Annotated in this window: 14 protein-coding genes; 6 read left to right on the forward strand and 8 right to left on the reverse strand. The window is 41.6% G+C overall.

The genetic code is table 11. The features are described 5' to 3' along the window. Positions 1–524: 524 nt before the first annotated feature. From FTT91_RS12935 to def, 3 genes are all read right to left on the reverse strand, one after another. Positions 525–2,597, reverse strand: a complete 2,073-nt coding sequence (locus tag FTT91_RS12935; RefSeq protein WP_180169580.1) for a TonB-dependent copper receptor — start codon at positions 2,595–2,597, stop codon at positions 525–527. A 63-nt stretch (positions 2,598–2,660) separates the two neighbouring features. Beyond that, positions 2,661–3,089: a DUF2946 family protein gene (locus FTT91_RS12940; protein ID WP_104853276.1), complete on the reverse strand. Its 429-nt coding sequence runs from the start codon at positions 3,087–3,089 to the stop codon at positions 2,661–2,663. 115 nt (positions 3,090–3,204) lie between these two features. Beyond that, positions 3,205–3,735 carry a peptide deformylase gene (gene def, locus FTT91_RS12945; protein WP_004970115.1) on the reverse strand — a complete coding sequence of 177 codons (531 nt, stop codon included), beginning with the start codon at positions 3,733–3,735 and terminating at the stop codon, positions 3,205–3,207. Positions 3,736–3,854: 119 nt separating this feature from the next. On the opposite strand from def, the gene FTT91_RS12950 reads away from it, so the two are divergent. Genes FTT91_RS12950 through FTT91_RS12960 form a run of 3 tightly spaced genes read left to right on the forward strand, consistent with a single transcriptional unit; the run spans position 3,855 to position 6,871 of the window. Next, complete coding sequence (locus FTT91_RS12950) at positions 3,855–5,012, forward strand: LysM peptidoglycan-binding domain-containing protein (protein WP_154321170.1); 1,158 nt, start codon at positions 3,855–3,857, stop codon at positions 5,010–5,012. Positions 5,013–5,029: 17 nt separating this feature from the next. Beyond that, on the forward strand, positions 5,030–6,253 hold the full coding sequence (gene dprA / locus FTT91_RS12955; protein ID WP_004970117.1) for a DNA-processing protein DprA: 1,224 nt from the start codon (positions 5,030–5,032) through the stop codon (positions 6,251–6,253). Between the two features lie 48 nt (positions 6,254–6,301). Beyond that, the gene (locus FTT91_RS12960) at positions 6,302–6,871 is read left to right on the forward strand and encodes an L-threonylcarbamoyladenylate synthase (protein WP_180169581.1); all 570 of its coding nucleotides are present in this window, start codon (positions 6,302–6,304) and stop codon (positions 6,869–6,871) included. Positions 6,872–6,905: 34 nt separating this feature from the next. Here FTT91_RS12960 and FTT91_RS12965 read toward each other — a convergent pair whose 3' ends face one another. Next, positions 6,906–7,964: an RNA-guided endonuclease TnpB family protein gene (locus tag FTT91_RS12965; protein WP_180169582.1), complete on the reverse strand. Its 1,059-nt coding sequence runs from the start codon at positions 7,962–7,964 to the stop codon at positions 6,906–6,908. A 131-nt stretch (positions 7,965–8,095) separates the two neighbouring features. Between FTT91_RS12965 and FTT91_RS12970 the strand changes: the two genes are divergently transcribed. Beyond that, positions 8,096–8,389 (forward strand): hypothetical protein, encoded by a 294-nt coding sequence (locus FTT91_RS12970; RefSeq protein ID WP_004970123.1) that lies wholly within the window; start codon positions 8,096–8,098, stop codon positions 8,387–8,389. 85 nt (positions 8,390–8,474) lie between these two features. Here FTT91_RS12970 and FTT91_RS12975 read toward each other — a convergent pair whose 3' ends face one another. Beyond that, on the reverse strand, positions 8,475–9,383 hold the full coding sequence (locus tag FTT91_RS12975) for a DMT family transporter (RefSeq protein WP_096902732.1): 909 nt from the start codon (positions 9,381–9,383) through the stop codon (positions 8,475–8,477). Between the two features lie 285 nt (positions 9,384–9,668). Between FTT91_RS12975 and FTT91_RS12980 the strand changes: the two genes are divergently transcribed. Both FTT91_RS12980 and FTT91_RS12985 read left to right on the forward strand, forming a co-directional pair. Beyond that, complete coding sequence (locus tag FTT91_RS12980; protein WP_180169583.1) at positions 9,669–10,214, forward strand: glutathione peroxidase; 546 nt, start codon at positions 9,669–9,671, stop codon at positions 10,212–10,214. 335 nt (positions 10,215–10,549) lie between these two features. Continuing rightward, positions 10,550–11,140, forward strand: coding sequence for a hypothetical protein (locus tag FTT91_RS12985; protein ID WP_180169592.1), 591 nt, complete (start codon positions 10,550–10,552; stop codon positions 11,138–11,140). Positions 11,141–11,219: 79 nt separating this feature from the next. On the opposite strand, the gene FTT91_RS12990 is transcribed toward FTT91_RS12985, so the two are convergent. Genes FTT91_RS12990 through atpG form a run of 3 tightly spaced genes read right to left on the reverse strand, consistent with a single transcriptional unit; the run spans position 11,220 to position 13,960 of the window. Further along, the gene (locus tag FTT91_RS12990; RefSeq protein ID WP_004970132.1) at positions 11,220–11,639 is read right to left on the reverse strand and encodes a F0F1 ATP synthase subunit epsilon; all 420 of its coding nucleotides are present in this window, start codon (positions 11,637–11,639) and stop codon (positions 11,220–11,222) included. Positions 11,640–11,666: 27 nt separating this feature from the next. Further along, a complete protein-coding gene (atpD, locus tag FTT91_RS12995; RefSeq protein WP_004970134.1) occupies positions 11,667–13,061 on the reverse strand; it encodes a F0F1 ATP synthase subunit beta in 1,395 nt (464 codons plus the stop codon). Positions 13,062–13,090: 29 nt separating this feature from the next. Continuing rightward, positions 13,091–13,960 carry a F0F1 ATP synthase subunit gamma gene (atpG, locus tag FTT91_RS13000; protein WP_004970136.1) on the reverse strand — a complete coding sequence of 290 codons (870 nt, stop codon included), beginning with the start codon at positions 13,958–13,960 and terminating at the stop codon, positions 13,091–13,093. Positions 13,961–14,042: the final 82 nt, after the last annotated feature.

The raw sequence follows: 14,042 nt of genomic DNA on the forward strand, positions 1-14,042 counted from the left end.
TTCGAGTAATTTAAACCAATCAATCAATGAAATATTTTCGATTAATCAATCAGTAAAAATCCACACAAGTTGTTCTTCATAATCTCTTAATGATCTTCTCGATGCTTCGTCAGCATCAAGCTAGGTCAGCTATACTACTCTCTATTTCCAGAAAGTCAACATGCAATGTTGATTTTATTTTCAAACCCATCTACTCAAAACAAACTCAATTAATCTTAAATCAATCAACCAAGCTATTGTTTTTCAACAAGTTTTTATCAACATCGCCGCCGATGGATGTGCATTATAGGCCAAATATTTTGCCATGCAAGGCTTTTTGTAAAAGAAATATATCGAGTGTTTATTTTATAAACCCCAAAACAGATAAGCCACTGTTTTATCTCATAAATTTATTTTAATAAAAATCTGTGCAATTCTTCAAAATACAATCACAAGATTTAATCTATTGTTTTATATGAAATTATTCTAATAAAAAAGTAAAAAGCAGAGCCTAAGCCCTGCTTTTGGTTTAAATAAAGTTCAAATTAGAACTTCATACTGATACGCGCCCAATAGTTACGGCCAATATTGTTAAATTGCTCATTCGCAGCAAAACCCAAACCCGCATTACCCATTTTGTTTAGATGCTCGGTATAAGTTTTATCCAGTACGTTATCAATACCCACAGACACATCAACACTTTTATTGAGGTTATAGCTGCCATTTAAAGACAACACGCCAAAGCCACTGCTCTCTTTGAGGTCGTAACCTACGATATTACCTTCATATTTACTTATACGACTTTGACCATCGACTACACGTAATAATGCACCTAAAGTGTATCTATCTTGAACATAGCGTAGGTTTAAACGTCCTTCCAAAGGCGAAATTTGTGGTAACGGCGTATTGTCTGTGGTGTTTTCACCCCACGCATACATGGCACTCACATCAGCTTGCAAAGCATCGGTAAATTGATAAGCAATACCAACTTCTGCCCCAGCAATGGTTGCATCCACATTGCGAGTATGCGCCTCTAAAGGATTTTCTTTACTCTGAGGCTTGTTTTCATCTCTCAGTTTGTAATTCGTCAAAATATAATCATTAATTAAACCTGCATAAGCCGATGCCCAAGAGCTGAATGCACCATGTTCATGTTGATAGCCAAAGTCCAATTGAAGGGTTTTTTCAGTATCAATGTGATTAAACGTATTTTTATTTCCGTTACCCGACAGAGGACTAAACAATTCCCAATAATCAGGAACACGCTCTACATAACCCAAGCCAACATACGTTTTGGCATCATGGTGTGGGTGCTGATTTTCCAAACGAATAAAGCCACTTGGCAAAGTTTCTTTACGTTGTTGAGCTGTTTGCACTGCGTCAACTTCGACCTGATCAACACGTATACCTGTGACTAATTTATTTTGATCATTGAGTTGATAACTCAATTCACCAAAACCGCCATAAGATTGAAATTCCATATCGGTTGTTACAGGGAAGTTCATTTTCGGCATTGTGGCTGAATACATGCCTTTACCATGTTTATTCTGTTGACTATCAATACCTGTAATAAACTGCAGCTTATCCCACTCATGCGTTACAGCCATCCGTGCATTTAAAGTACGGCGTGTCACATTCATTGCAGATTTAGCTTCCACCCACTCTTTTGTCATGTGATGTTGTGCCATACCTACTTTACGCAGACTATAGTTATCCATCACGTGATCGTTAAAGCTATAGTTCACCTGTGCTTCAATTTTCTTAATCACATCGGTGATATTTTTCTTTTCTACACGTAAACCTAAACTTTCGCGGTCAAATTCAGAACCATCCATTGTACGGCCCGCATAAACCACTTCAGCATCACCACGACCACCTGTCAGTTCTAGCCAAGTGTTTTCATCGGGTGTCCAACCTAAAGCGACATCAGCATTCCAACGCTCCCAATCCGAAGGAACAGTTGTACCATTGCCATCTTTATAGCTGTCTGCTACAGAACGGTTGGCGTTTAAACGAATGTATTTCTGCTCATCACCCGCAGCCGCTTCAACATTATGATCTAAACGGCCAAATGACCCCATCAAGACACTGGCTTGGCCACGATAGTTTTGACCTTCACCAAATTGCTCAGGCTTACGCTCAAACAATACCGTTGCTGCCGAACCTGTGTTGGCATATTGCACCGTTTGCGGGCCTTTAATGACGGTAATTTCATCAAAACTTTCTGGGGAAATATAAGAGGTTGGTGAATCCATACGACTCGGGCATGCACCCAAGTTTTCAGAGCCATCGGTTAAAATTTTAATACGTGAACCAAACATGCCACGGAAGGTCACATCACCATTGGTACCCGCACCACTGTTGACCGCACTAAAGCCGACGATGCTTTGTAAATAGTCTGCACCATCTGTGGCTGGAATCGGCTGAATGGGTTGTTTTGGATTAGCACGAACCACCAAACCATTGGCATCATTGCCCTGTTGTGCGGTTGCAACAATAGGCGCAAGGCTATGCGTATTTGCAGACAGCATACTTTGATCGGCAAACGCACTTGCTGAATAGCAGGCAACACAAACTGCAGCCGCAATGGGCTGTAATAAAAATTTAGGCTGAGCCATTTTATTTCTCACTTCAAAACATAAATACAGTTAGGGTCAAAGCAGACCCGAAAAACATTGAATTTATGCAAAGTGAGGTGGAGCACGTCCCTGCGGAAGTAAAAAGAGTTGCTGAAGTGCAAACCAAACGTGTTGAAAACGTTTTTGGAAAGCCAAAAGGCGCACTTGAATACGATCAAGCACTTCTTTCAGCTCTAATTCAGGTGGTAGGACTAAATTGCCATATACCGTACAGTACTGACATTGATGTGAAGCATCGTGATGATGATGTTCGTTTTGTGTCGTAACTTGTTGTTGATCTGCATGTAGATGTGAGCTGTGCACATCATGCCCCACAGCAGTCATTGTTTTGTGTGGCAATAAAAGTGCACGCGTGATGGTTTCACAGACTGGTGCAACTTGATATTGCTCAGGCAGCAAAGGCTGTAAAAAAACAGCAATCTGTAAAAAAACTGCGATAAATGAAAGCAGTAAACCACTACGCAACAACAAAAACATCTATCCTGAATTTGTGTGGCACAAGTATAACAAAGCCCAATCGAAATTGGGCTGATTTTTAGGCTTTGGTCTAAACTTGTGCGTCTAGTCTTCTTGATTGTTCTACGTCTTAACGCTTGACCGCGACTTTTTCTTTCTGACGCTGGCGCACTACTTTTTCGACTTTTTCACGGGCACGCTGACGCTTGAGCGGCGATAAATAATCGACAAATAATTTGCCATTTAAGTGATCCATTTCATGTTGGATACAAACAGCGAGAAGTTCATCCGCTTCTAGCGCAAAGGATTGGCCCTCAAGGTTAATCGCTTCAATTTTTACACGTGACGGACGCTCAACTTTGTCGTATATTTGAGGCACTGACAAACACCCTTCTTCATACGGTTGGGTCTCTTCAGTCAATGCGGTAACTTTGGGGTTAATGAAGACCATGGGTTGATCTTTATTTTCAGATAAATCCATGACAATGAGCTGAATATGATGATCGACCTGTGTGGCTGCCAGACCAATTCCTGGTGCGGCATACATAGTTTCAAACATATCTGCAGCCAGCTGACGAATTTCGTCGGTGACTTCTTCGACGGGTTTGGCAATGGTACGCAAACGGGGATCCGGGAAACTTAAAATAGGTAATAAGGCCATGGGACATCCTCACTTATGCCATTGATCAAAAAACCGAATGAAGGAATGCTTCATCAAAAAAATGTGTGTAAGATCGTTATTATAACGCAACTACATACATAATTTTAGGAATTATGATAATGAAAAAGGTTTTGACAGACACATCCTCTTTTCGTGTCTTGGGGTTTAAAAAGCAAGTTTTAGCACTCGCGGTATGTCTCACAGTGGGACTTAGTGCGATCAGTGTGGCTGAAGCAGCACCTGCACGAAACATCAATCCGCCTGCCTTAAAAGCCAGCGCACCAAATGTGTATGTGGTAAAAAAAGGCGATACCTTATGGGATATTTCCAAAAAATTCCTGAACAACCCATTACGTTGGCCTGAAATTTGGGCAAGTAACCGTCACGTAAAAAATCCACACTGGATTTTCCCAGGTGACCGTTTGTTGATGTGTACCTACGAAGGTCGCCCTATTATTGGTAAAGATGAAGGCGATGGCTGTGAAGGCATTATTCGTCGTTATGCAGGCAAGAGCACCAATTTACAGCCGCAAATTCGCGTGGAGTCTTTAAATAATACCATTCCTGTGATTCCACTTGACTACATCAAACACTGGTTAGAGCGCAGCAGCATTATTGCCGCAGATGCGTTACAAGGCACACCATATATTTTAGGTACTTCTGATCAACGTGTTTTAGCTGCTAAAGGTCAAAGTGTGTATGCACGTGGTGCAGGTCTGGAAGTAGGTCAACGCTACGGTGTATATCGTGAAGGCGAACCGTACATGCTGACCGATGCCAATGGTCAAAAATTCAATGCAGGCATTGAACTCACTCAAGTTGCTGCAGGTATTGCAGTACGTGGTGAAAATGACATCACCACACTTGAATTGACCGATACCTACAATGCCGAAGTGCGTCGTGGTGATCGCGTCTTACCAATTTATGACCCAATGCTGCCAACCTTGTTCTACCCAACGCATGCTGAAAATGTCAGCACAGGTGGTCAAGTGCTACGTGTGATGGGTTCGATTGGTACTGCAGCAAAACACAGTGTTGTGGCAATTGATCGCGGTACATTACATGGCGTGCAATCTGGTCATGTGTTTAGCGTAGCGCAAAAAGGCGAAGTGGTCACCGACCCGAAAACCAAAGAACGTGTTCAGCTTCCAGGCGAACGTATTGGCAATATCATGGTCTTCAAGAGCTTTGACCACATTAGCTACGCCTATGTCTTAGACAGCGAATTGCCTATTAAAGTCGGTGCGAGCTTACAAGCACCACGAATGGACGACTAAAACGGTTTAAGATGGTGATGTTGAATTCATTCAGCCCACAGCAAATTAACTACATTTTGTTGTGGTATTTGGTTCAACATTCACTGTCTAGTTTTTCCAAACTCGTACAACATTATGGTTCCGTGGCTGCCGCAGTGCAGCCCGAACACCTCCTCACATGGTCAGATGTGCGCATTCATGCCAACCATCTACAACGCGCCAAAGAATATCTCAGCCCAACAGGGCAACTCGCCTTTGAACAATGTCTGAATCAACTGCAACAGCAGTGCGATTTTATTCTAACTTTGGACGATGCGGACTATCCCAATCAGTTACGACCCTATTCCAACAAGCCACCCATTTTATTTGGGCAAGGCAATGCACAGGCTTTGTTGCAAGCGCAAATTGCGATTGTCGGCAGTCGCAAAGCCAGCCCGCATGGTCGGCAAGTGGCTTATGATTTTGCTTATTATTTAAGTGAACAAGGGTTCTTTATCAATAGTGGTTTGGCACAAGGTATTGATGAAGCCGCACATCAAGGTGCTTTGCAACATCAACGTACCATTGCAGTCATGGGCACAGGTTTGGACAGCACTTATCCAAGTGCACATCACAGCCTGCGCCAAAAAATTGTAGAATCTGGTGGTGCCGTGATTACGGAGTTTTTACCACAGACTAAGCCCTTACAGCAACATTTTCCACGACGTAACCGTATTGTCAGTGGACTAAGTTTAGGCGTGATTGTTGCTGAAGCCAGTTTAAATAGTGGCTCGCTGATTACCGCGAAACTGGCAGCAGAGCAAGGCAAATTAATTTTTGCCATTCCAGGACATATTTACAGTGAATTTCATCAAGGTTGCCACCAATTGATTCGTGAAGGTGCAATTTTAGTGGATCATCCTGAACAAGTGATTGAAGATTTAGCCCTACCCACCCAATGGCAATATCAACAAAACCAAATAGCATCAAGCCAAAATCAGACTACAGCAGCTTCAACAAAAGCAAAATTATCTACACCACCGACTGAAGCAATACTTCAAACCACCACAACAAAAACAGCAGATACAAGTACACCGCATATTCCCGAGCATTTATTGGCACTGTATCAACAACTGGATTGGGTCGGACAAAGCATCGATCACTTGGCACAGCAACTGAATTTAGATATTGCCACACTCACCAGCGCATTAATGGAACTGGAACTCATGGGCTTCTGTTTACAACAATCAGGTTTATATCTGCGTTGTCGTCCACTCAAATAAGGTTCACAATAAGCGCCTATTTCACGTTTCTGTTTAGGTAAAACTCCCATGATTACAACTTCTGTCACCGAAGCCGCTGCATGTCTACAACAAGGACAGGTACTGGCCTATCCTACAGAGGCGGTTTGGGGATTGGGATGTGATCCATATAATCAACAGGCATTTTTGGAAATTTTGCGTCTGAAACAGCGTCCGATTGAAAAAGGTGTGATTTTACTGGCAGGACATCTGTCACAAGTAGAGCATTTACTGCAGGATTTAAGCCCCGAAATGCGAGATCGCGTGATTGCGTCATGGACGAATACTCACCCCACAGATCGAGCGACCACCTGGCTATTACCCAGCACAGCCGCAATTCCAGAGTGGATTACAGGTCAACATCCCAAAGTGGCGGTGCGCGTAACCAATCATCCTTTATGTATGGCGCTATGCCATGCCTTTGATGGCTTTATTGTATCGACCAGTGCCAATCCTGCGGGACTTGACCCTGCACGCTCTTTGCAAGAAGCTACACAATATTTCCAACAACAATTGCACTACTTAAATGGTGATTTAGGTTTAAGCCAGCAACCCAGCCGTATTTTAGATGCAGAGACTGGGACGGTGATTCGCGCCTAGCTTTAGACAAATTTTAGTTGACATCCTCCCCGACCTAAAGGACGGAGATTCCTACTGCTAGACGCTCATGTCCGAGCGCAAGAATATTCAGTGCGGAATTTACATCCCGATCATGGAGCGTACCGCACTCCACACACTGCCACTCTCTTATTCCAAGTCCTGCTCTACCTTCCGGACTACTGGAGCGTGAGCCACAGCACGAACAAATTTGGGTGGTATAGGCTTCATTGACTTCTTCATAACATACCCCTGCGTTCTCGCATTTATACTTGAGCATGGTTCTTAGTGTTGTCCAACTGGCATCTAGCACTGATTTAGCCAATCTGGTTTGTGCTAATGCTTTGGCATTCACATTGCCAACGAAGATGGCTGCATGTTCATTCACCAGTTTTCGGCTGAATTGATGCAGCATGTTTTGTCTTACATTTTTAATCTTGGCATGAATGGCTTTGACACGTTTCTTATTTTTTGCACGTTGAGCAATACCAAGTTTTTGTTCATATTGCCGATAGATTTGAGGTGCTTTAAGTTTTACGCCATCTGAACAAGTCGCTAAATCTTTTAAACCTAAATCTATGCCAATTGAGGTTTTAGCGTTGTTTTTTTCTATTTTGACTGCATCAACTACAAGACAAACATACCAACGTCCACGACTATCTTCTACGAATGTGCCTGTTTTGATATTGTATTGACTTAATCCGTAACTATCCCATAGTTTAAATTGATGCCTGCCATATTGAACATAGCCATCAGCATATTTGATTGCAACCTTTTTAAACTGTATCCAACCCAGCGAACGTCTAGCTGATTTTTTATTACTGACACGCCATTTTAGTTTTGCTTTTTTGAACTGCTTGCGTCTTGTGACCAATTCTTCTGTCACTGCCTGAATAGTTTGACTGTGCAAGTTGCATTCTTTCGATGCGCCTTTCGTGTATTTTGCAAGGTCGTATGCTGAAAAGAATTGTTGTTTACGTTGCAGATGCTTAAAACACAAATCATTGACATAATTCCAGACAAAATTTACTTCGGATGCTAACTGATTTAGCACCTTGCAATGTTTGTCTTTTATGCGTAATTTGAGTGTCTTCATCCAATTATTTTAACAGTATTTTTCTTAATAGTGACTATATTACAAGTATTTAAAACGACATTTCGTGTCGTTCATATGGTTTACTCCAGTCGCTTATATCCTCGTGCTGAACCACGAGGTTTTACGCTCCAGTGGATAAAAAAAAGCTCAACCATATAGGGATGGTTGAGCATAAAAAGGATGTGTATAAAAGCACATCCAGAGGGTTTGAAAATCTTGCTGCAAATGATATTTCACTGATTATTGAATACAGTGGATCGTTTTCAGTACGTGAATTATGGAGTAATTTAGTCGACTATACAAATAGATTTTTCCTATTAATCCAAGACAAATATTCAATGAAAGATTCATCTTTTTTTCTTAACAATTTAAATTATCTTACTATTTTTACAATTATTTTAGAAAAATTAAAAAAACTGTCATAATTCATAACACTCAATACTGTATAAATTTTGAATAAAAGGCATTTTAAATACACCTTTATGTGATCAAAAAAAACACCAATTAAACTCAACTTTTTGCTTGAATGTGTACGCGTGCTTTCATTTGTGCCAACACAATACCCGTTAAAATAATCAATCCACCGATACTGTGATAACTCCCCCACACTTCTGCCAACCAAAAATATGCAATGATAGCCGTGAAAACAGGCATCAAATTCATAAAAATACTGGTGCGATTTGGCCCTAAATATTGAACGGCCAACATCCATACCAAAGGTGCAATAATTGAAGGAAATATACCTGCATACAGCACACTTAAACCATTTTGGCTATTTAAATGATCCAAGCCGAACCACAAAATAAATGGCAGATGGTAAAGTAAGGCGAATATAATTTGCACATAAAGACTCAGCATGAGCGGCAATTTTAAATTCCATTTCTTTAAAAACACCCCATAAAAGGCGTAAAAAAATACCGCCAAAACCATGAGCATATCGCCCGCATGTCCTGTCAGCTGACTGAGTTGACGCAAATCTCCTTGTGCAATCACATACAACAAACCCGAAAATGAAATAATGCAGCCCAAAACCGCAAATCGTGTCGGAATGTCTTTTAAGATCAGCAATGAAACCAAAACCGTAAACATGGGAATAAACGCATTAATAATGCCCATATTGGTTGCAGTGGTGTAATTGGCTGCGGTATAGCTTAGACCTTGATACAGCACCAAACCAAAAGCACTAAGCACTGCCAACTGTTTCAAATGTGGACGAATCAACTCACGCTGCTGCCAAACTTTGGGCAATATCCACGGGGTTAAAATCAGAAAAGCAATCAACCAGCGATAAAAACTGATACTGACGGGTGAAATATACTCCGCCACATACCTCGTTACTGCAATATTTAAAGACCAAATCAATACCGCAATCAATGGCAATAAAATTGCCCAAAATACGCCTTTATCTGACCGTATCATGTATTCATCATCCTTGTTGTACCAAACAGCATACCTGCTGTGAAACCCTTTTCTATAACTGACTTGTGATGCAAAGTGCTAAAAACCCAGTGTCTATTTATGGCACTTTTCGCTCGATTTATCCATCAATAAAATAAAATGCAGATACGAATTACATTTTTCTGCGCAATATCACGGCTATGCGGGATTCCATCAGTGTCGTAAATTTCTTTGCTATAAAACTTGCTGTACCCAAAAATTACAGTTACAACAGTAGCGGTAAAATACAGATTCTAGGAAGCAACTATGCGCACTTCAGTTTATGACATTGCAGTAAAAACCAATCAGGGTACGGAAACCACATTAAATCAATATGCAGGAAAAGTGTTGTTGATCGTGAACGTGGCATCAAAATGTGGCTTAACCCCGCAATACGAAGGCTTACAGCAACTCTACGCAGCAAAACAGGCACAAGGCTTAGAAATTTTAGCCTTTCCATCGAATGATTTCTTGGCACAAGAACCGGGCAGCGATACAGAAATTCAGGAATTTTGCTCACTGAATTATCAGGTGAGTTTTCCAGTGTTTGCTAAAATTCCAGTCGTGGGTGCAGAAAAACATCCTCTCTACACGGCTTTAACGCAAGCAATTCCTGAACGTATTGGTGAAGGCCCATGGTGGAAAGATTTGGTTGATTACGGCTTAACCCCAAATGAACCACCTGAAGTATTGTGGAACTTTGAAAAGTTTTTGGTGAATAAACAAGGTGAAGTGGTGGCGCGTTTTGCCCCAGATTTAACCGCAGATGACCCGCGCATTGTAGAAGCGATTGAGGCTGAATTGGCTAAATAATTTTTTATTCAGCAAGTTAAAGAGTTCTTTCATAAATTCTCTTTAAATCAATAATTCAGCTCCCTCATCCTCTTGCGGAATATATTCCACATCCTGAGCCATATATGGCGCAAGAGAAGGGACTATCAATATCAATTCGACATCAATTCGACGCATTACTTATGATCATTTTTCTTTTATGAAAGAAGTGTAATTCATAGGAGTTTCTTTAAAACTCCTATTTTTTTTGATTTAGACAAAAAAATTAAGATTTGTTATTGCTTTGCAACAATCTGTTTTTTATTCATATTTTCGTTTTATATTCATTCTCAATGAGTACCAAAAATCACATGAATATGAAAAATGTATCTTCGAAGACACTACTTCCGTTTGCACTATTGAGTTCTGCCTTGCTACTCAGCGCCTGTGATCAAATGAACACGCCGCAAACGCAAACAACTAATCAAGATGATTCCAGCGCATCATCCAACAGCAATACAAACCCAACCAACGCTCCATTAAGCAGTGGCAATATGTTCTATATTGTGCGCGATGTGGCTGATCTACAGCTCAAAGCAGGTCAATATGTCGAACAACTGAATCAAACCAAGTCTGAATTGCAAACCGCTGTAGATGTGCAAGATCCACAACAATTACAAATTGCAGCGACTCAATTACAACAGCAGTTACAAGGCTTCAATCAAACACTAAGCAGCCTAGACTTAAAAACACAGGAAATTGATACCATCCGTCAAAACTTATTGGCTGCCAATCAGCAAGTTTTGGCTTCACCATTTTTAAATGGACAAGTCGATTTAAGCAAAGTGGACTTTAAGAAACTGGAACAGCAAATGGGGAGTATTCAAGCTGAAATGCTAAAACTGGCGGGGATGATTTTACAAGGTGAGTCAAATCAGCCTACTGAAACTACCAATACAGCATCTTAAGCAAAGATAAGGCTTCAATTCCAAACAGCATAAAAAAAGCCACTCTTTCGAATGGCTTTTTTCAATCTTAAACCGACAATTAAAGTGCGCGGTTTTTGATTTTGCGGATGGTTTCCAACTGTGCAGCAGTTTCTGCCAAAGCAGCCAAAGCAGCAGCAGAGTCCAAATCGCTCTTTTGATTTGCCAACAATTGTTCAGCGTGTTTACGCGCTTCAATAATTGCCGCTTCATCTAAGTTTTCTGCACGAACTGCAGTATCTGCAAGAATCGTAACAACATGCGGTTGAACTTCTAGAACGCCACCAGATACATAGATTAATTCTTCTGTACCATTTTCCAGCAGAACGCGGATTGCACCCGGCTGAAGCAAAGTTACCAGTGGTGCGTGACCCGGCATAATACCGAGTTCACCGCCAGCACCTTTTGCAATTAGCATAGTCACAGTGCCCGAGTACAAAGACTCTTTTACACTTACAACATCACATTGCATAGTCGCCATGAGAATCTCCTAAATTAGAGCTGCTAATTAAAGTTTCTCGGCTTTAGCAATCACTTCGTCAATACCACCAACCATATAGAACGCTTGTTCTGGGATATGATCGTATTCACCAGCTAGAAGACCTTTAAAGCCACGAATTGTATCTTTAAGCGGTACAAGTTTACCAGGCGCGCCAGTAAATACTTCAGCTACGTGGAACGGTTGAGAGAAGAAACGTTGGATCTTACGTGCACGGTATACAGTAAGTTTGTCTTCTTCTGACAATTCGTCCATACCAAGAATTGCGATAATGTCTTTCAATTCTTTATAACGTTGAAGAACGTTTTGAACTGAACGAGCAATTTCGTAATGCTCAGTACCAACAACTAATGGATCTAACTGACGTGAAGTTGAGTCTAGTGGATCGATCGCAGGGTAAATACCTTGAGATGCAATATCACGGCTCAATACTACAGTTGCGTCTAAGTGCGCGAACGTTGTAGCAGGTGATGGGTCAGTCAAGTCATCGGCAGGTACGTATACAGCTTGAATAGATGTAATCGAACCAGACTTAGTTGAAGTAATACGTTCTTGAAGAACACCCATCTCTTCTGCAAGTGTAGGCTGATAACCTACTGCAGATGGCATACGACCTAGAAGTGCTGATACTTCAGTACCTGCTAGTGTATAACGGTAGATGTTGTCTACGAACAATAATACGTCACGACCTTTACCGTTCTCATCTTTTTGATCACGGAAGTACTCAGCCATAGTCAAACCAGTTAACGCTACGCGTAAACGGTTACCAGGCGGCTCGTTCATCTGACCGTAGACCATTGCTACTTTGTCAAGAACGTTAGAGTCTTTCATTTCGTGATAGAAGTCGTTACCTTCACGAGTACGCTCACCAACACCAGCGAATACAGATAAACCTGAGTGCGCTTTAGCGATGTTGTTGATCAACTCCATCATATTTACGGTTTTACCAACACCCGCACCACCGAACAGACCAACTTTACCACCTTTCGCGAACGGGCAAAGTAAGTCAATGACTTTAATACCAGTTTCTAAAAGGTCAGTAGAAGCCGCTTGTTCTGCATAAGAAGGCGCTTGACGGTGAATTGGTAAACGCTCTTCAGTTGCAACTGGACCAGCTTCGTCGATAGGGCGACCAAGAACGTCCATGATACGACCAAGTGTCGCTGTACCTACTGGTACAGAGATTGGCGCGTTAGTGTTAGTTACGTTCAAACCACGCTTAAGGCCTTCAGTAGAACCCATTGCAATAGTACGAACTACGCCATCACCAAGTTGTTGCTGAACTTCTAATGTAGTTTCAGTACCGTCAACTTGGAGAGCGTCATAGATCTTAGGAACGCTGTTGCGTTCAAACTCGACGTCGATAACCGCGCCGATGATCTGAATGATACGACCGCCACTCATTGCTGTCTCCTCAATTCAAACTAATAATGTTAAACGGCAGCGGCACCACCAACGATTTCAGAAATTTCCTGAGTAATCGCGGCTTGACGCAGCTTGTTATAAATAAGTTGTAGGCTCTTGATCAGTTCACCTGCGTTATCTGTTGCAGCTTTCATTGCAACCATACGCGCAGACTGTTCACATGCGATGTTTTCAATCACACCTTGATAAACCATAGACTCGATGTAACGAACCAATAAACCATTTAACAGCTCTTCAGCTTCTGGTTCATAGATATAATCCCAACCGTATTGACGGTTAAGAGTCTTGTTTTCTTCAGCAGATGCTAAAGGAACAAGTTGTTCGATTTTCTGATCTTGAGTCATGGCATTGACAAAGCCGTTTGACACGAGGTAAATGCGATCTAACTCGCCTTTATCGTACGCATCTAACATCACTTGCACAGAGCCAGATAACTGTTCAAGACTTGGCGCGTCACCTACGTTTGTAGTTGCACCAAGCACTTTACCGCCGTAGTTTTTAAAAAACGAAACCGCTTTTTGACCAATTAAAGCAAACTGAACTTCAATTGACTGCTCTTGTTGTTGCTGTACATGCTTTACAACTTTCTTGAACAAGTTAATGTTCAAGCCACCTGCCAAACCACGATCTGAAGACACGATGATATAACCAACGCGTTTTACAGGGCGTTCAATCATATAACGGTGTTTGTATTCAGGGTTCGCCTGTACCAAATGAGCAATTACACGGTGCATATTTTCGGCATACGGACGGCCTTGAGCCATGCGCTCTTGCGCACGACGCATCTTAGAAGCAGCAACCATTTGCATCGCGCGAGTAATCTTTTGCGTGCTCTTGATACTAGCAACTTTGGCGCGAATTTCTTTTAAATTTGCCATACGCTTAACCTAGTATTCGAAAGCCCTTTCAGGCTTCCGAAGGTTGATTCCGTGAACCAAACCCCTAACTAGCCAATGCTAA

The sequence above is a fragment of the Acinetobacter sp. YH12021 genome, from assembly GCF_013420145.1.
In the GTDB taxonomy this organism is placed as follows: domain Bacteria; phylum Pseudomonadota; class Gammaproteobacteria; order Pseudomonadales; family Moraxellaceae; genus Acinetobacter; species Acinetobacter towneri.